General features: G+C 65.9%; 13 protein-coding genes and 1 pseudogene. 10 read left to right on the forward strand and 4 right to left on the reverse strand.

Annotation, left to right across the window (positions count from 1 at the left end):
- The first annotated feature begins 86 nt into the window (after positions 1-86).
- Genes ACVIHF_RS06940 through ACVIHF_RS06955 form a run of 4 tightly spaced genes read left to right on the forward strand, consistent with a single transcriptional unit; the run spans position 87 to position 3,358 of the window.
- On the forward strand, positions 87-965 hold the full coding sequence (locus tag ACVIHF_RS06940; RefSeq protein ID WP_076827182.1) for a branched-chain amino acid ABC transporter permease: 879 nt from the start codon (positions 87-89) through the stop codon (positions 963-965).
- Entirely contained in the window at positions 965-1,942 is a 978-nt protein-coding gene (locus tag ACVIHF_RS06945) for a branched-chain amino acid ABC transporter permease (protein WP_016842863.1), read from the forward strand. The genes ACVIHF_RS06940 and ACVIHF_RS06945 overlap by 1 nt, the downstream gene beginning before the upstream one ends.
- Positions 1,939-2,670 carry an ABC transporter ATP-binding protein gene (locus ACVIHF_RS06950; protein ID WP_016842862.1) on the forward strand — a complete coding sequence of 244 codons (732 nt, stop codon included), beginning with the start codon at positions 1,939-1,941 and terminating at the stop codon, positions 2,668-2,670. The genes ACVIHF_RS06945 and ACVIHF_RS06950 overlap by 4 nt, the downstream gene beginning before the upstream one ends.
- Complete coding sequence (locus tag ACVIHF_RS06955; RefSeq protein ID WP_253609631.1) at positions 2,654-3,358, forward strand: ABC transporter ATP-binding protein; 705 nt, start codon at positions 2,654-2,656, stop codon at positions 3,356-3,358. The genes ACVIHF_RS06950 and ACVIHF_RS06955 overlap by 17 nt, the downstream gene beginning before the upstream one ends.
- Positions 3,359-3,534: 176 nt before the next feature.
- On the opposite strand, the gene ACVIHF_RS06960 is transcribed toward ACVIHF_RS06955, so the two are convergent.
- Both ACVIHF_RS06960 and otnC read right to left on the reverse strand, forming a co-directional pair.
- Complete coding sequence (locus ACVIHF_RS06960; RefSeq protein WP_253635992.1) at positions 3,535-3,792, reverse strand: hypothetical protein; 258 nt, start codon at positions 3,790-3,792, stop codon at positions 3,535-3,537.
- Positions 3,793-3,843: 51 nt separating this feature from the next.
- Positions 3,844-4,500: a 3-oxo-tetronate 4-phosphate decarboxylase gene (gene otnC / locus ACVIHF_RS06965; protein ID WP_253609630.1), complete on the reverse strand. Its 657-nt coding sequence runs from the start codon at positions 4,498-4,500 to the stop codon at positions 3,844-3,846.
- 178 nt (positions 4,501-4,678) lie between these two features.
- Here otnC and ltnD point away from each other — a divergent pair, with 178 nt between their 5' ends.
- The 6 genes and pseudogenes from ltnD to ACVIHF_RS06995 all read left to right on the forward strand — a co-directional run bounded on the left by ltnD (position 4,679) and on the right by ACVIHF_RS06995 (position 14,301).
- On the forward strand, positions 4,679-5,608 hold the full coding sequence (ltnD, locus tag ACVIHF_RS06970; protein ID WP_375167102.1) for an L-threonate dehydrogenase: 930 nt from the start codon (positions 4,679-4,681) through the stop codon (positions 5,606-5,608).
- A gap of 12 nt (positions 5,609-5,620) precedes the next feature.
- A complete protein-coding gene (gene otnI / locus ACVIHF_RS06975) occupies positions 5,621-6,403 on the forward strand; it encodes a 2-oxo-tetronate isomerase (RefSeq protein WP_253609628.1) in 783 nt (260 codons plus the stop codon).
- Entirely contained in the window at positions 6,400-7,689 is a 1,290-nt protein-coding gene (gene otnK, locus ACVIHF_RS06980) for a 3-oxo-tetronate kinase (RefSeq protein ID WP_253609627.1), read from the forward strand. The genes otnI and otnK overlap by 4 nt, the downstream gene beginning before the upstream one ends.
- Before the next feature lie 169 nt (positions 7,690-7,858).
- Positions 7,859-9,550, forward strand: a complete 1,692-nt coding sequence (locus tag ACVIHF_RS06985) for a methyl-accepting chemotaxis protein (protein ID WP_253609626.1) — start codon at positions 7,859-7,861, stop codon at positions 9,548-9,550.
- A gap of 381 nt (positions 9,551-9,931) precedes the next feature.
- Complete coding sequence (locus ACVIHF_RS06990; RefSeq protein WP_253609625.1) at positions 9,932-13,111, forward strand: efflux RND transporter permease subunit; 3,180 nt, start codon at positions 9,932-9,934, stop codon at positions 13,109-13,111.
- Positions 13,098-14,301 (forward strand): annotated as a pseudogene (locus ACVIHF_RS06995) (efflux RND transporter periplasmic adaptor subunit). The gene ACVIHF_RS06990 and the pseudogene ACVIHF_RS06995 overlap by 14 nt, the downstream one beginning before the upstream one ends.
- Before the next feature lie 183 nt (positions 14,302-14,484).
- Here ACVIHF_RS06995 and ACVIHF_RS07000 read toward each other — a convergent pair.
- Both ACVIHF_RS07000 and ACVIHF_RS07005 read right to left on the reverse strand, forming a co-directional pair.
- Positions 14,485-15,996: an acetyl-CoA acetyltransferase gene (locus tag ACVIHF_RS07000; RefSeq protein WP_253609624.1), complete on the reverse strand. Its 1,512-nt coding sequence runs from the start codon at positions 15,994-15,996 to the stop codon at positions 14,485-14,487.
- A 144-nt stretch (positions 15,997-16,140) separates the two neighbouring features.
- Positions 16,141-17,274, reverse strand: coding sequence for a nitronate monooxygenase (locus ACVIHF_RS07005; RefSeq protein WP_253609623.1), 1,134 nt, complete (start codon positions 17,272-17,274; stop codon positions 16,141-16,143).
- Positions 17,275-17,377: the final 103 nt, after the last annotated feature.

The following is a 17,377-nucleotide window of genomic DNA, read 5'->3' on the forward strand; positions in this document are numbered from 1 at the left end:
CGAAAAGGAAGCATGGATTGCTTCGTCGCTTCGCTCCTCGCAATGACGGGGGCTAAAGACAATGGTCGGAACATGGAGCGTCGACCGTGACAGCCGAGACCATTATCCAGAGTTTGGCGAGCGGCCTGTTGATGGGGCTGCTCTACGGACTGATCGCGGCAGGCCTCGCATTGATCTTCGGATTGATGGACGTCGTGAATTTCGCGCACGGCGAGTTCCTGATGATCGCGATGTACGCGACCTTCTTCCTGTTCGCGTTCTTCGCGATCGATCCCTTGCTCGCGGCGCCGCTGGTCGCCGCGGCGCTGTTCGTGTTCGGTGCGGTGGTCTATTTATTGATCGTCCGCTTCGCGATGCGCGCCAAGGCCAATGCCGGCATGGTGCAGATCTTCTCGACCTTTGGCCTAGCGATCGTGATGCGGGGGCTTGCGCAGTTCTTCTTCACGCCCGACTACCGCAGCGTCACCAACTCCTGGGTCGGTGGCAAGACGGTGTCGATCGCCGGCATCTATCTGCCAGAGCCGCAGCTGATCGGCGCGATGCTATCGATCGCGGCCTTCGTCGCGCTCTACTTCTTCATCAATCGCACCGATTTCGGCCGCGCGCTCGAAGCGACGCGCGAGGACGCCGGCGCGGTGGCGCTGGTCGGCATCGACAAGAACCGGGTGTTCGCGCTCGGCTGGGGCCTTGGTGCGGCGCTGGTTGGCCTCGCCGGTGCCATCATGGCGATCTTCTTCTACGTCTATCCCGATGTCGGCGCGTCGTTTGCCCTGATCGCCTACGTCACCGTGGCGCTCGGCGGCTTCGGCAGCGTGTTCGGCGCCTTTGCCGGCGGCATCATCGTCGGCCTGGTGGAAGCGACCACCGCGCTGATCCTGCCGCCGTCGCTGAAATCGGTCGGCATCTATGCCGTTTACCTGCTGGTCGTCTTCATCCGCCCGCGTGGCCTGTTCGGATCGATGTGATGGACACCCAGTTCGCCCAACGCCGCAGGCGTGACCTGATCGTGGCGGCCTGCCTCGCGGTGATCGCCGCGCTGGTCCCGCTGTTCGTCAAGGACGTCTACGTCCAGAACATCATGGTGCTGACGCTGATGTATGCGGCGCTGTCGCAGAGCTGGAACATCCTGTCCGGCTATTGCGGGCAGATATCGCTCGGCCACGCGCTGTATTTCGGGCTCGGTGCCTATACCACCGCGCTGCTGTTCACCAAGTTCGGCGTGCTGCCGTGGTTCGGCATGCTGGCGGGCGGGGCGATCTCCGCCTTGATCGCGATGGCGCTCGGCTATCCCTGCTTCCGCCTCCGCGGCCATTACTTCGTGATCGCGACCATCGTGATCGCCGAGATCGCGCTGCTCTTGATCCAGAACTGGGATTGGGCCGGCGCGGCGCTCGGCATCGACATCCCGGTGCGCGGCGACAGTTGGCTGAAATTCCAGTTCACGCGCTCAAAACTGCCTTACTTCTATTTCGCGCTGGCGCTGGCCTGCATCGCCTGGTTCGTCACCTGGTGGCTGGAGGATTCCAAATGGGGCTACTGGTGGCGCGCGGTGAAGGACAATCCCGATGCGGCCGAAAGCCTCGGCGTGGTCGTGTTCAATTCCAAGATGGGCGCGGCGGCGGTCTCGGCCTTCCTCGTTGCGGTCGGCGGCAGCTTCTACGCCCAGTTCGTCTCCTACATCGATCCTGAGAGCGTGATGGGCTTCCAGTTCTCGCTGCTGATGGCGCTGCCCGCGGTGCTTGGCGGCATCGGCACCTTGTGGGGCCCGGTGCTGGGCGCGGTCATCCTGATCCCGCTCACCGAGCTGACGCGCTCGTTCATCGGCGGCTCCGGGCGCGGCGTCGACCTCATCGTCTACGGCACGCTGATCGTCGTGATCTCGCTGGCGCTGCCGCGCGGCCTAGTCAGCGTGTTCTCCCTGCGCAAGGGAGCTGCACGATGACGGCGCTGCTGGAAACGCGCGGAGTATGGCAGCGCTTCGGCGGCCTCGTCGCCAACAGCGATGTCTCGATCTCGGTCGGGCGCGGCGAGATCGTCGGCCTGATCGGCCCCAACGGCGCCGGCAAGTCGACGCTGTTCAACCTGATCGCGGGCGTGCTGCCGCCGACCCAGGGCTCGATCATCTTCGACGGCGAGGACGTGACCAAGCTGCCGGCGGCGGAACGCTGCCAGCGCGGCGTCGGGCGTACCTTCCAGGTCGTCAAGAGTTTTGAGACCATGACCGTGATCGACAACGTCATCGTCGGCGCGCTGATCCGCAACACCAAGATGCGCATCGCGCGGCAGAAGGCCTATGAGGTGCTGGAGTTCTGCGGCCTTGCGGCGCGCGCCGACAAGCTCGCAGCCGACCTCGTGCCGTCGGAGAAGCGCCGGCTCGAGGTGGCCCGCGCGCTCGCGACCGAGCCGAAGCTGCTGCTGCTCGACGAAGTCCTCACCGGGCTGACGCCGGTCGAGGCGCAGACCGGCGTCGAGCTGGTGCGGAAGGTCCGCGCCGCCGGCATCACCGTGCTGATGGTCGAGCATGTGATGGAGATCGTGATGCCGCTGGTCGATCGCGCCATCGTGCTCAATCTCGGCAAGGTGCTGGTCGAGGGCAAGCCGACTGAGGTCGTCCGCAATCCGGAAGTCATTTCTGCCTATCTCGGGGATCGTCATGCTGTCGGTGCGTGAAGTCACCACCGCCTATCAGGGCCTGGTCGCGATCTCCTCGGTGTCGATCGATGTCACCAAGGGCGAGATCGTCTGCGTTGCCGGCGCCAACGGCGCGGGCAAGTCGACGCTGTTGAAATCGATCGCCGGCGCCGAGCGGCCGCGCGCAGGCACCGTCACCTTCGACGGCAAGCGCATCGACGGCAAGCCGCAGCACGTCATCACGTCAAGCGGCATCGCTTACGTGCCGGAGAACCGCCGGCTGTTTCCGCGGCTGTCGGTGCGCGACAATTTGCGCCTCGGCAGCTATCTCTACCGCAGTCAGTCTGACCGCGACGCGCCGCTCGATCTGGTGTTCAAGCTGTTCCCGCGGCTTGGCGAACGGCTCGACCAGCGCGCCGAGACGCTGTCCGGCGGCGAGCAGCAGATGCTTGCGATCGGCCGCGCGCTGATGACGCGGCCGCGGCTTCTGATGCTCGACGAACCGTCGCAGGGCATCATGCCGAAACTGGTCGACGAGATCTTCCAGGCCGTGAAGCGCATCCGCGACGCCGGCATGACGGTCCTGATCGTCGAGCAGCGCATGGCCGAATGCCTCGAGATCGCCGACCGCGCCTACATCCTGCAGACCGGCCGCGTGCTGATGCAGGGCACCGCCGCCGAGATCAGCGGCAATCCCGACGTGCGCAAGGCGTATCTGGGGCTGTAGCGACGGAATATCTCCACGCTCGCACCTCCAGCGACAAAGGCTTTGCCTTTGCGCGGGGATGACGCCAGTGTATGCGGTGCGCGCAATCCAGCCCGTAGCCCGGATGAGCGCAGCGATATCCGGGGCGTCCCGCATATCGCTGCGCTCATGCGGGCTACTGATCCAGCCCACGCAGCCTACTTGCTCTCGTCGATCTTCTCGACCTTGGCGGCGAGGTCCGGCACGCGGCTGACGCGATAGGTCGCGTTGCTGCATGTCAGCGTCCAGGCCTCGTTGTCGGGCTTGGAGAGCTTGTCGTCCCGCTCGGCCTTGAGCGGCTTGTCGCAAGGATAGCCCTGCGCGCGCAACTGGGTTGCCAGCATGCCTTGTAAAGTCTCTTCGGTCCGTCCGTCCGACGCCGCAAGGCCGACGGCAAACGGTATCGCTAACGCCAAGCCTGTGAATCTCATCACGACTGTCTTCCGCATATCGATCCTCCGCTTGATCTAGTGAGGGTGATCCGGCAGCACGAGCCCGAACGTCCTGGTCAAATCCGCCACCTGGTCGGGCGACAAATAGCGCGGGTTCAGCCCGCGCAGCAGCAGATAGAGCTTTGCGGTTTCCTCCAGCTCCTCGGTCGCGAACACCGCCGCTTCCAGCGTATCGCCCGACACGACGGGCCCATGATTGGCGAGCAGCACCGATGAATATTTCCCGGCCAGCCCCCGGATCGCGTCGGCAACGGCGGGATCGCCGGGGCGATAATAGGGCACCAGCGCGGTCTGGCCGCACTTCATGACGTAATAGGCCGTCATCGGCGGCAGCGCGGCGCGCGGGTCGATCTCCGGCAGCATCGAGAGCGCGACCGAATGGGTCGAGTGCAGGTGCACCACGGCGCCGGCCGTCGTGCGGGTCTGGTAGAGCGCGGTGTGCAGCGGCACTTCCTTGGTCGGGGCGTCGCCGGAGACCAGCCGGCCGTTGTCGTCGAGCCGTGACATTTTCGCCGGATCGAGGAAGCCGAGCGAGGCGTTGGTCGGCGTCACCAGCCAGCCGCCGTCGTCGAGCCGGACGCTGATATTGCCCGAGGACCCCGGCGTCAGGCCGCGCTCGAACAGCGAGCGGCCGAAGCGGCAGATGTCCTCACGAAGCTTTGTTTCGCTCATCCGGTTTCGCTCGTGGCGCCATCCTTGGCGCTATCCGTTTTCCGCTTTGTCTCATGCTTTGGCAGCGCGGCCAAGCCGTGATAGGCAAGCAGCAACGAGCATGATCCGGACCCGGCCGGCCGCGCTGGCGCAAAGTGACAGCCGGTTTTCCGAAAAGGTCACGCTCAAACAACTAAAAATGTTCAGGGATCGCCACATGTCCAGTTCCGCAACATCACGTGTCGCCGTCATCGGGCTGGGCTCGATGGGATACGGCATGGCGACCTCGCTCAGGCGGGCCGGTTTCGAGGTGACCGGCTGCGACGTCACGGCCGATGCGGTGGCGCGCTTCGTCGCCGACGGCGGCAAGGGCGCCAAGTCGCCGGCCGAGGCAGCCCGGGATGCCGACATTGTCGTCAGCGTTGTCGTCAACGCAGCGCAGACTGAAGCGATCCTGTTCGGCAAGGACGGCGTCGCCGAGACCTTGGCGAAGGACGCGGTCTTCATCTCCTCGGCGACCATGGACCCTGATATCGCGCGGCGCCTCGCAAAGCAGCTCGAGGCGACCGGCCGGCACTATCTCGATGCCCCGATCTCCGGCGGCGCGCAGCGCGCGGCGCAGGGCGAATTGACGATTCTCGCCTCCGGCAGCGCCGCGGCATTTGCGAAGGCGCGGCCTGCACTCGATGCGATGGCGGCGAAACTCTACGAGCTTGGTGATGCCGCGGGGCAGGGCGCCGCGTTCAAGATGATCAACCAGCTGCTGGCCGGCGTGCATATCGCGGCCGCCTCAGAGGCGATCGCCTTTGCCGCCAGGCAGGGCCTCGACATCCGCAAGGTGTATGAGGTGATCACCGCCTCCGCCGGCAATTCCTGGATGTTCGAGAACCGCATGCCGCATGTGCTCGACGGCGACTATGCGCCGCGCAGCGCCGTGGAAATTTTTGTGAAGGACCTCGGCATCATCCAGGACATGGCGCGCAATGCACGCTTCCCGGTGCCGGTCTCGGCCGCGGCCTTGCAGATGTTCCTGATGACCGCGGCCGCCGGTATGGGCCGCGACGACGATGCGTCGGTGGCGCGGATGTATGCGCAGGTTACCGGCACCAAGCTTCCAGGCGAGAAATAAGAGGATCCTGCAATGCCCCGTTTTGCCGCCAACCTCACCATGATGTTCAACGAGGTCCCGTTCCTCGACCGCTTCGAGGCGGCGGCGAAGGCGGGCTTCACCGCGGTCGAGTTCCTGTTTCCTTACGACCATCCGGCCGAGGAGGTCGGCAAGCGGCTGAAAGGCAATGGGCTGACGCAGGCGCTGTTCAATTTGCCGCCGGGCGACTGGAACGCCGGCGAGAAGGGGTTTGCCGCGCTGCCGGACCGTTTCGCCGACCTCCAGCAAAGCCTGAAGACCGCGCTGCCCTATGTGCAGGCGACCGGCGTCAAGCGGGTGCATCTGATGGCGGGAATAGCCGAGCGCAGCGATGCCAGGGCGGTCGCCGCGTTTCGCAAATCGGTCGCCCATGCCGCGGAGTTCTTCGCGCCGCACGGCCTCGACGTCGTGATCGAGCCGATCAATCCGCGCAACGTGCCCGGCTATTTCCTCAACGACTTCATCTTCGCGCGCGATCTGATCAACGAGCTTGGTTTCGCGAACCTGAAGCTGCAGTTCGATATCTACCACTGCCAGATCATCCATGGCGACGTCACCATGCGGCTGCGTGAAATGATGCCGATCATCGGCCACATCCAGATCGCGTCGATCCCCTCGCGCAACGAGCCCGACGGCGAGGAGCTGAACTATCCGTTCCTGTTCGGCGAGCTCGACCGGCTCGGCTATGGCGGCTTCGTCGGCTGCGAGTACAATCCGCGCGGCAAGAGCACCGACGGTCTCGCCTGGTTCAAGCCCTATGCCGGAGTGAAGCCGTGACATCAGCCGGAAAGCTGTCTCTTGGTTGCATCGCCGACGACTATACCGGCGCCTCCGACCTCGCCAACACGCTGACCCGCGCGGGCCTGCGCACGGTGCAGACCATCGGCGTGCCCGCGGACGATCTCGCGCTGCCCGAGGTCGACGCCGTCGTGGTGTCGCTGAAGAGCCGTTCGATCGAGGCCGGCCTTGCCGTGACGCGTTCGCGTGCTGCGGAGGCCTGGCTGCGCGGCCGGGGCGCCGCGCATGTCCTGTTCAAGATCTGCTCGACCTTCGATTCCACCGACGCCGGTAATATCGGCCCGGTGATGGACGCGCTGCGCGCCGATTCCGGGGACAGCATCGTGCTGGTGACGCCGGCGTTCCCGGAGACCGGCCGCACCGTCTACCAGGGCAATCTGTTCGTCGGCTCGGTGCCGCTGAACGAGAGTCCGCTGAAGGACCACCCGCTCAACCCGATGCATGATTCCAATCTGGTTCGCGTGCTGGCGCGGCAAAGCACGACCAAGGTCGGCCTGGTCGATCTGGCGACGCTGAGCCGTGGCGCGGACGCGGTCCGGGCAAAGCTCGCCGAGCTCACGCAAAGCGGCATCGGCGCCGCCATCGTCGATGCGGTGTTCGACCGCGACCTCGAAACCATCGGACAGGTCGCGCTGGAACACCGTCTTTCAGTCGGCGCTTCCGGGATCGGGCTTGGCCTCGCGCGGGCGCTGGTCGCCGCGAGCAAGGCCAAACCGGACACCGCGGATGCAATGCTGGCGACGCCGGTCGGCGGCGCGGCGGCGTGCCTTGCCGGCAGTTGCTCGCAGGCGACCTTGCGCCAGATCGCCAACGCCGAGAAGGTGATGCCGGTCCTGCACCTCGATCCCGAGCGGGTGGTCGCCGGCAAGGAAGAGGCGCAGCGCGCGCTCGCCTGGGCCAGGGAGCGGCTCGGGGCGGGGCCGATCCTGATTGCGAGCAGCTCGACCCCGGATGAGGTGGCAGCTGTGCAATCCCGTCATGGTCGCGATGCAGCCGGGCATGCCATCGAACAGGCGATGGCCGACATCGCGGACGGTCTGGTGCAGTCGGGCGTGCACAGATTGGTGGTCGCCGGCGGTGAAACTTCGGGCGCCGTGGTCGATCGCCTGCGCATCCCGGGATTCCTGGTCGGTGCGGAAATCGCCGCCGGCGTGCCGGTTCTGCGAGCGGTCGGCGCCGGAAGAGACGAGATGGTGCTTGCCCTGAAATCAGGCAATTTCGGCGGGCCGGAGTTTTTCTCGGATGCGCTGGCATTGATGCCTTGATGCGGCTGGCGCGCATCATGCCACGCCGTAGATGAGCGCCTCCGTAGTTCAACGGGGAACCAAATTAACCCTACTTAAGGAGGGGGGCTGGCTTTGATGTCTGCGGCGTCCCGCCACGCCCCCAGCCATTCGATCGGGCATCGCGAGCCCGATATCAAGAGACCCCACGATGTTCGCCAAATTCTCGATCCGCGCCAAGATTATTGCCGTGGTTGCGTTCCTGCTTGTCGCGATGACGGGCATGGGCCTGCTCGCGGTCGTGAATTTACGGTCGATCAACGCCAACACCGTCGACATCACGACGAGCTGGCTGCCGAGCGTGCGTGCGCTCGGCGATCTGCGCGCCGGCGTCATCACCTATCGCAACGTGATCCGCGAACACATGCTGTCCGAGACGCTGGAGGAGAAGCTCGCGCAGGAAAAGACCCTGACCTCGGTGGTCGACGCCAACCTCAAGGTCCGCGCGACCTATGAGCCGCTGATCGCGACCCCCTCGGAGCGCGCGCTCTACGATCAATGGGTCGATGCCTGGACCCGCTACAAGAAGGGCACCGAGGAGGTGATGGCGTTGTCGCGCAGGGATGTCGGCAAGACCCCGCACGATGCGCATGAGCTGAACGCCAAGACCGTGAACAAGATCGGCCTCGAGGCCGACGAGATCCTGCGCAAGGACATCGAGCTCAACAATGCCGGCGCCGACAAGGCGGCGCAGGACGCGGCAAACAGCTACGCGTCGGCCGTCATGCTGCTTGCGATGATCCTTGGCGCCGCCATCATCGTCGGCGTCGGCGTCAGCTTCCTGATGATCCGCGACGTCTCGGCCGGCATCGCCTCGATCGTGAGCCCGATGCAGGCGCTGGGCCGCGGCGACCTGACCGCAAACGTCCCGCATCAGGGCGAGAAGACCGAGATCGGCGCGATGGCCGATACGCTGCAGGTGTTCAAGGAAGCCCTGGTCGCCAAGAAGGCGGCCGATGAAGCCGCCGCTGCCGACGCCGAAGCCAAGATCGAGCGCGGCCGCCGGGTCGATACCATCACCCGCAATTTCGAACAGATGATCGGCGAGATCGTGCAGACCGTGTCGTCGGCCTCGACCCAGCTCGAAGCCTCCGCCGGCACGCTGTCGTCGACCGCCCGGCGTTCGCAGGAGCTGACCACATCGGTTGCGGCCGCGTCCGAGGAGGCCTCGACCAATGTCCAGTCGGTGGCGTCGGCGACCGAGGAGCTGTCGTCGTCGGTGACCGAGATCAGCCGCCAGGTGCAGGAGTCGGCACGGATGGCCGGCGATGCCGTCGGCCAGGCGCGCACCACCAACGATCGCGTCAGCGAGCTGTCGAAGGCCGCCGCGCGGATCGGCGACGTCGTCGAGCTGATCAACACCATTGCCGGCCAGACCAATTTGCTGGCGCTGAACGCCACCATCGAGGCGGCACGCGCCGGCGACGCCGGCCGCGGCTTCGCCGTGGTGGCGTCCGAGGTGAAGGCGCTGGCCGAGCAGACCGCCAAGGCGACCGGCGAGATCGGCCAGCAGATCGCCGGCATCCAGACCGCGACCCAGGAGTCGGTCGGCGCGATCAAGGAAATCTCCTCGACCATCGAACGGCTGTCGGAAATCTCGTCCACCATTGCGGCCGCGGTCGAAGAGCAGGGCGCGGCGACGCAGGAAATCTCCCGCAACGTGCAGCAGGCGGCGCAGGGCACCCAGCAGGTCTCGGCCAACATCACCGACGTCCAGCATGGCGCCAACGAGACCGGCTCGGCGTCGAGCCAGGTGCTGTCGGCGGCCCAATCGCTCTCGGGCGACAGCAGCCGCCTCAAGCTCGAGGTCAGCAAGTTCCTCGACGCCGTCCGCGCCGCCTGATCCGGCGGCGCCGCTCGGGCGGCCGCCATCCTTCGCCTAACCGATGCCGACGTGGTGGGCTGACCCGGCCCACCACGTTTTACATTTTCGCAGAGCAGCGATGCGTTAACCTCGCGTCGGCCGAAATAGCATCCTCGGCCGGCTCGCATTCGCAGCAGAGCCGTCTCTTTTTGACGATGATCCGCACGCGATCGGCGGCACTGCGCCCGGCATGGTCGCTCGGAGCGCGCAGCCTCACGCACTATGCCGAGGAAGTGAAAGCCGCCGCGGCTCCGCGGGTTGGCGTTTTGCCCGGCATCGGGTAAATCGGCCGCTACGGAACGGCTTTTGCAATGTCGATTCCTCTGCCTGGGCGGGCTTCATTTCGGGAACGCTTGTTTTATGATCGCACTGGTCCGTATCGCGCTGAGCCGGCCATATACTTTCGTCGTGCTCGCGATCCTGCTGTTGATTATCGGACCGCTGGCGGCGTTGCGCACGCCGACCGACATCTTCCCGGACATCCGCATCCCCGTGATCGGCGTGGTCTGGCAGTACACCGGCCTGCCGCCGGACCAGATGTCCGGCCGCATCACCACGCCGTTCCAGCGCGCGCTGACCACGACCGTCAACGACATCGAGCACATCGTCGCCAATTCCTATAACGGCGTCGGCATCATCAAGATCTTCTTCCAGCCCAACGTCGACATCCGCACCGCCAATGCGCAGGTCACCGCGATCTCGCAAACCCTGCTCAAGCAGATGCCGCCGGGCGCGACGCCGCCGCTGATCCTGAACTACAGCGCCTCGACGGTTCCGATCATCCAGGTCGCGCTGTCGGGCGAGGGACTGACCGAGCAGAACCTCGCCGATATCGGCATCAACCAGCTGCGCACGCCGCTGGTCACGGTGCCTGGTGCGGCGATCCCGTATCCGTTCGGCGGCAAGCAGCGCCAGGTCCAGATCGATCTCAATTCGACCGCGCTGCAGGCGCGCGGCCTGTCGGGCCAGGACGTCGCCAACGCGCTCGCCGCGCAGAACCTGATCACGCCGGTCGGCACGCAGAAGATCGGCAATTTCGAATACACCATCAACCTCAACAACTCGCCGCTGCGGCTCGAGGAGCTCGGCGACCTGCCGATCAAGCAGGTCAACGGCGCGATGGTCTATGTGCGTGACGTCGCCTCGGTCCGCGACGGCAACCCGCCGCAAACCAACATCGTCCATGTCGACGGCAACCGCTCGGTCTTGATGATGGTGCTGAAGGCCGGCGCCACCTCGACGCTCGATATCATCTCCGGCATCAAGCAGAAGGTGATCGAGGTCAAGGACCAGATGCCGGATGCGCTCAAGATCGGCTTCATCGGCGACCAGTCGGTGTTCGTCCGCGGCGCGATCACCGGCGTCGCGTTCGAGGGCGTGATCGCCGCGCTGCTCACCAGCATCATGATCCTCCTGTTCCTCGGCAGCTGGCGCTCGACCGTCATCATCGCGGTGTCGATCCCGCTGTCGGTGCTCGGCGCCATCATCATGCTGTCCCTGATCGGCGAGACGCTGAACATCATGACGCTCGGCGGCCTCGCGCTCGCGGTCGGCATCCTGGTCGACGACGCCACGGTGACGATCGAGAACATCAATTATCACCTCGAGCAGGGCAAACCGGTCGAGCAGTCGATCCTCGACGGCGCCAACCAGATCGTGACGCCGGCCTTCGTCTCGCTGCTCTGTATCTGCATCGTGTTCGTGCCGATGTTCTTCCTCACCGGCGTGGCGCGCTTCCTGTTCGTGCCGATGGCCGAAGCGGTGATGTTCGCGATGATCTGGTCGTTCATCCTGTCGCGCACCCTGGTGCCGACCATGGCGAACTATCTGCTGCAGGCGCATGTGCATCATGAGGGCTCGCCGCCGAAATCGCGCAATCCTTTGGTCTGGTTCCAGCGCGGCTTCGAGGCGCGGTTCGAGCGCATCCGCGCCGGCTATCGCGGCCTGCTCGCGATGGCGCTCGGTCATCGCACGGTGTTCGTGAGCTGCTTCCTCGCGGTCGTCGCCGCGTCGTTCCTGCTGGTGCCGTTCCTCGGGCGCAACTTCTTCCCGTCGGTCGATGCCGGCAACATCCTGATGCATGTCCGCACCCAGGTCGGCACCCGCGTCGAGGAGACCGCCAACCAGCTCGCCGACATCCAGAAGGCGATCCGCAAGCTGGTGCCCGGCGAGATCGAGACCATGACCGACAACATCGGCATGCCGATCTCCGGCATCAACATGACCTACAACAACACCGGCGTGATCGGTCCGCAGGATGGCGACATCCAGATCCGCCTCAAGGAAGGCCACAAGCCGACCGAACAGCATGTCCGCGCACTGCGTGAGCAATTGCCGCGGCTGTTCCCGGGCACCAGCTTCGCGTTCCTGCCGGCCGACATCGTCAGCCAGATCCTGAACTTCGGCGCGCCGGCGCCGATCGACCTGCAGATCCGCGGCGCCAATCTCGAGGCCAACTTCGCCTATGCCAACAAGCTGCTGGCCGGGATCAAGCGCATCCCCGGCATCGCCGATGCGCGGATCCAGCAGTCGCCGAACAACCCGACCTTCAACATCGATGTCGACCGCACCCGCGCACAATATGTCGGCCTGACCGAGCGCGACGTCACCAACTCGCTGGTGGTCAACCTCGCCGGCTCCTCGCAGGTGGCGCCGACCTATTATCTCAATCCCGATAACGGCGTGTCGTATTCGATCGTGATGCAGACGCCGCAATACCAGATCGACTCGCTGAGCGCGCTGCAGACCCTGCCGATCACCGCGACCGGCAACACCCAGGCACCGATCCTCGGCGGCATCGCCGACATCAAGCGCGCGACCTCGAGTGCGGTGGTGTCGCAATATGACATCCAGTCGCTGGTGCAGATCTACGCCACGACGCAAGGCCGCGATCTTGGCGGCGTCGCGACCGACGTGCGCAAGCTGATCGCCGACACCGCCAAGGAGGTGCCGAAGGGCTCGTCCGTGGTGCTGCTCGGCCAGGTGCAGACCATGAACTCGGCCTTCACCGGCCTCCTGTTCGGCCTGCTCGGCGCCGTCGTGCTGATCTACTTCCTGATCGTCGTGAACTTCCAGTCCTGGTCGGACCCGTTCGTGATCATCACGGCGCTGCCCGCTGCGCTCGCCGGCATTGTCTGGATGCTGTTCACGACGGAGACCACGCTGTCGGTTCCGGCGCTCACCGGCGCCATCATGTGCATGGGTGTGGCGACGGCCAACAGCGTGCTCGTGATCAGCTTCGCCCGCGAGCGCTATGAGGAACTCGGCGATCCCGTCGCGGCGGCCCTGGAAGCCGGCTTCGTCCGGTTCCGCCCGGTGCTGATGACCGCGCTTGCCATGATCATCGGCATGGCGCCGATGGCGCTGGGGCTGGGCGAGGGCGGCGAGCAGAACGCGCCGTTGGGCCGGGCCGTGATCGGCGGCCTGATCTTCGCCACCTTCGCGACGCTGATGTTTGTTCCCGTGGTATTCAGTATGGTACACAAGAAGCAAGGCGCCAAAGCCGCCGCCTCATCGGAGATTCCGCATGCCGCCCACTGAAAAGCGCCCCCCGGTCTCACGCCGGAAGCTGGGCATCTTCGGCGTGGTGGCCTTGGTCGGGGCGGGCCTGATCGTCGGCACCGGGATCCGCGCCCGTGAGGAACAGGACACGCGGCTGAAGGAATGGACCGACGACCAGGCCATTCCGACCGTCGCGGTGGCGCTGCCCAATGCCAAGGCGCTGAGCCCCACGATCGACCTGCCGGGCCGGCTCGAGGCCTATTCCCGAGCGCCGATCTATGCCCGGGTATCCGGCTATCTCAAGAACTGGGACGCCGACATCGGCGCCCGCGTCAAGGCCGGCCAGGTGATCGCCGAGATCGAGGCGCCCGACCTCGACCAGCAATTGCTGCAGGCGCGCGCCGATCTCGCCAGCGCCCAGGCCTCGGCCAAGCTCTCCGAGGCCACGTTGAACCGGCGCAAGACGCTGGTGGCCTCGAACTTCGTCTCCGCCCAGGAGATCGACGAGCGCACCGCCGACCTTTCCAACAAGAACGGTGCGGTCAAGGCCGGCCAGGCCAACGTCGAGCGGCTGGAAGCGCTCGCCGGATACAAGAAGATCACGGCGCCGTTCGACGGCGTGGTGACCTCGCGCGACACCGACGTCGGCGCGCTGATCAACGCCGGCGGCAACTCGGGCCCGGCGATGTTCACGATCTCGGACATCACCAAGCTGCGCGTCTATGTCAACGTGCCGCAGAACTACGTCCCGGCGATCAAGATCGGCGCCAAGGCGACGCTGGCGCTACCGGATTACCCGAACCGCACCTTCCAGGCGACGGTGGAAGCCTCCTCGCAGGCGGTCGATGTCGCCTCCGGCACGACGCGGATGCAACTCGGGCTCGACAACTCCTCCGGCGAATTGATGCCAGGGCAGCTATGCCAGCGTGAAGCTCAATCTGCAGCGCGAATCCACGCCGCTCAGCATTCCCGCCAGCGCGCTGATCTTCAACAGCAGTGGCCTGCGGGTCGCAACCGTCGGTCCTGACGACAAGGTGCTGTTCAAGACCGTGAAGATCGGCCGCGACCTCGGCAAGGAGATCGAGATCGCCACCGGCCTCGCGCCCGACGATCGCATCATCACCGCCCCGCCGGACGGCCTCGCCGACGGCGACCATGTCCGCGTCACCGGTGCCGGCGCCAAGGGCAAGCCGACCACGGCATCCGAAAAGCAGGACGTGAAGGGGTAGGGGAGGACAGGTAAGCTCGTTCCTGCCTCTCACCTCAAGCCGCTTGCTCTGCCGTCATCCTGAGGTGCGCGCCCTTGCGCGCCTCGAAGGATGGGATCACGATGGTGTTCGCAGCCCATCCTTCGAGGCTCGCTCCGCTCGCACCTCAGGATGACGGCGGATTTTGCGGCGTGGCAGGAATTGTCAGCCCACTCGCCATTCCAGCATGCCATCGCCGGCGGTGACGATATTGCCCGTGGTACCGACCGGCGTGCGGTCCATGTCCTGCAGATAGGCCAGCGTTGCCGTGTCGCTCGCCGGGATGCGGCCGAGCGTGCGGCGGCCGTCCTCGGTGCGCAGCATGGTGACGCCGTGCTCGACCTCGCCATTGGCGCGATAGATCACGGTGAAGGCCTCGACCTTGCCTTTGCCCGCAGCCTCGGCGGTGAAGTCGGGCACGTTGCGCCTGTTGCGGTCGGCCTCCGCCTGCACGCTGGTGTCCTGCTTGAGCGCGACGTTCGGCGCCGCGCGCGACAGCACGAGGCCATGATGCTTGGTGACGAAGCCGCCCTGGCCATAGAGCAGGCCGAGCGCGCCGCCGCTTCTCAATTTGCGCACCATCGCGCAGGCCGAGTGCGTCATGTAGGTATTGAGCGGCGCGCCGAAGAACGTCAGCCCACCCGTCACGGTCGGCTGCACGTCGGGCCCAAGGCCGAGCGTCCGGCGCGCCATCTTCGGTACGCAGGGGAAGCAGCTATAGAGCTCGATCGCGTCGAACTTCTTGCCGTCGCCGCCGACGAGATCCATCACCGCCTTCAGCACCGCGGTCTGCGCGTGGCTTTCGACGAACTGATCGCGGATCAGATAGTCGCGCGGCTCTTCCGCCGAGGCGCCGCCGAGCGGATAGATCAGCCTGTCCGCCGGCACGCCGGCCGCGCGCGCTTTCGCGAGGCTGGTCAGGATCAGCGCGCCGCCCATGTTCACCGTCGGGTTCGCCACCATCAGCTTTGTATACGGCCAGGCGATCATCCGGTTGTCGGGCGTGGCCGTGGTGATCTCGTCGCCGGTGAACGTCTTCTTCAGCCACGAGTTCGGATTGTCGGCCGCGACGCGCGCATAGGTCGACCATAGCTCGCCCGATTCCTTCAGCGCGTCGCGCGGCGTCTGGCCCCAATGCGCCGATGTTGCAGATTCATAGAGCGGATAGACCGTGATCGGCCTGAACACGCCGAGGCTCACGGCCATCGGCTTCTGGAACGCGGCGCCGCGCTTCGGCTCCTCCACGTCGTGCGCGAACGGCGTCCACGGCAGCTCCACGCCGGCACGCTGCGCCTTGGTCGCCGTCGACTGCGCCTCCGCGCCACAGACCGCGGCGACGCTGCATTCGCCGCGCGCAATGCGTTGCGCAGCCTCGTGCAGATAGCGGATCGGACTCTCGCCGCCGACCGGGCCGTAATAGAGATGCGCGGGCGCAATGCCGAGCCGCTGCGCCAGCTGCTTCTCGGGATCGCGGTAGCGCCAGCTCAGGAAGTTGACGACGTCGAGCGACTGCACGTCGGACAGCAGCCTGGCGCCGCTGTCCGCCTCGGCGCGCTTCAGCGCCTCCTCAAGCAGCGTGAGCGGCTCGAGGCCGGCGGCGATGTCCTTCGGACGATCGACAATCTCGCCGACGCCGACGATGACGGGAATGCGGTCTTCGGGGATGCTGTTCGACATTCTTGTTGGTTCACTCTGCGGTCTTGGACTCGATGGTTGTTATGGGCGTCATTGCGAGCGAAGCGAAGCAATCCATGTTCCGACACGGGGAAAGGCGGATTGCTTCGTCGCTTCGCTCCTCGCAATGACGGCGGGGAGGGATCGTCACTCCGCCACCAGCGCGTTCATGTGCTCGACAGCTTCGACGAACTCTTCCTTGAACTCCTGCACCACGGCGCCGGCGGATTTGACGCTGTCGATCAGGCCGACGCCTTGGCCGACGAAATAGCTGACGAGATCGCGGGCCTTCTCGTTACCACCAGCTGCGGCGCGGTCGATGGCGTTGAAGGCGTCGCGGCTGATGATGCTTTGCAGCGGCATCGGCAGCGCGCCGGGGCTTTCCGGCGAGCGGTCCCAGGCATCGGTCCAGACCGAGCGGAGCTGCCGCGCCGGCTTGCCGGTGCGGCCCTTGGAGCGCACCGCGTCGCGCGAGGAGGCCGCGATCATCTTCTCGCGGAAGATCTCCGAGGTCTCCGATTCCACCGTGGCCAGCCACACCGAGCCGGTCCAGGCGCCGGCCGCGCCCATCGCCATGCAGGCCGCCATCTGGCTGCCGGTCATGATGCCGCCGGCGGCGAGCACCGGCACGTCGCGGATCTTTTTGACCGCCTTGATCACCTCCGGCACCAGCACCATGGTCGAGACCTCGCCGCAATGGCCGCCGGCCTCGGTGCCCTGCGCGACCAGGATATCGACACCGGCCGCGACCTGGCGCAGCGCGTGCTCCTTGGAGCCGACCAACGCCGCCACCGGCACGCCGTGCTTGCGCCCCATCTCGATCATCGCCTTCGGCGGCACGCCGAGCGCATTCGCGATCAGCCGGATCGGATGCCGGAACGAGACCTCGAGCAGTTGCAGCGCAGTCTCGGCGTCGAACGGCTGCGGCTGGTTGTCGGCGACGTTCCGGCTGGTCAGCTCGATGTCGTATTTCTTCAAGAGATTGCGGGTGAAGTCGCGATGCTCCTGCGAGACCCGCGCCTCGAGGCTCTTCCAGGTGACGTTCTTCTCGCCCGCGGTCGAGATGTTTTCCGGGATCAGCACGTCGATGCCATAAGGCTTGCCGTCGACATGCGCGTCGATCCACGTCAACTCCTGCTCCAGCGTCTCCGGCGAATGCGCGGTCACGCCGAGCACGCCGAAGCCGCCGGCGCGGCTGACCGCCGCCACCACGTCGCGGCAATGGCTGAAAGCGAGCAGGGGGAAGTCTACCCCGAGCATGTCGCAGATCGGTGATTTCATGGACTGGTTCTCTCCCGGCGGCTGCTTCTTGTGCTTGTTGGCGTCAGCCGCTGCAACGCTAGCGCATCACGGTCCGCGAAGCCAAGCGGGTTTCGGCCACGGC

Source organism: Bradyrhizobium sp. USDA 4506 (genome assembly GCF_054058795.1).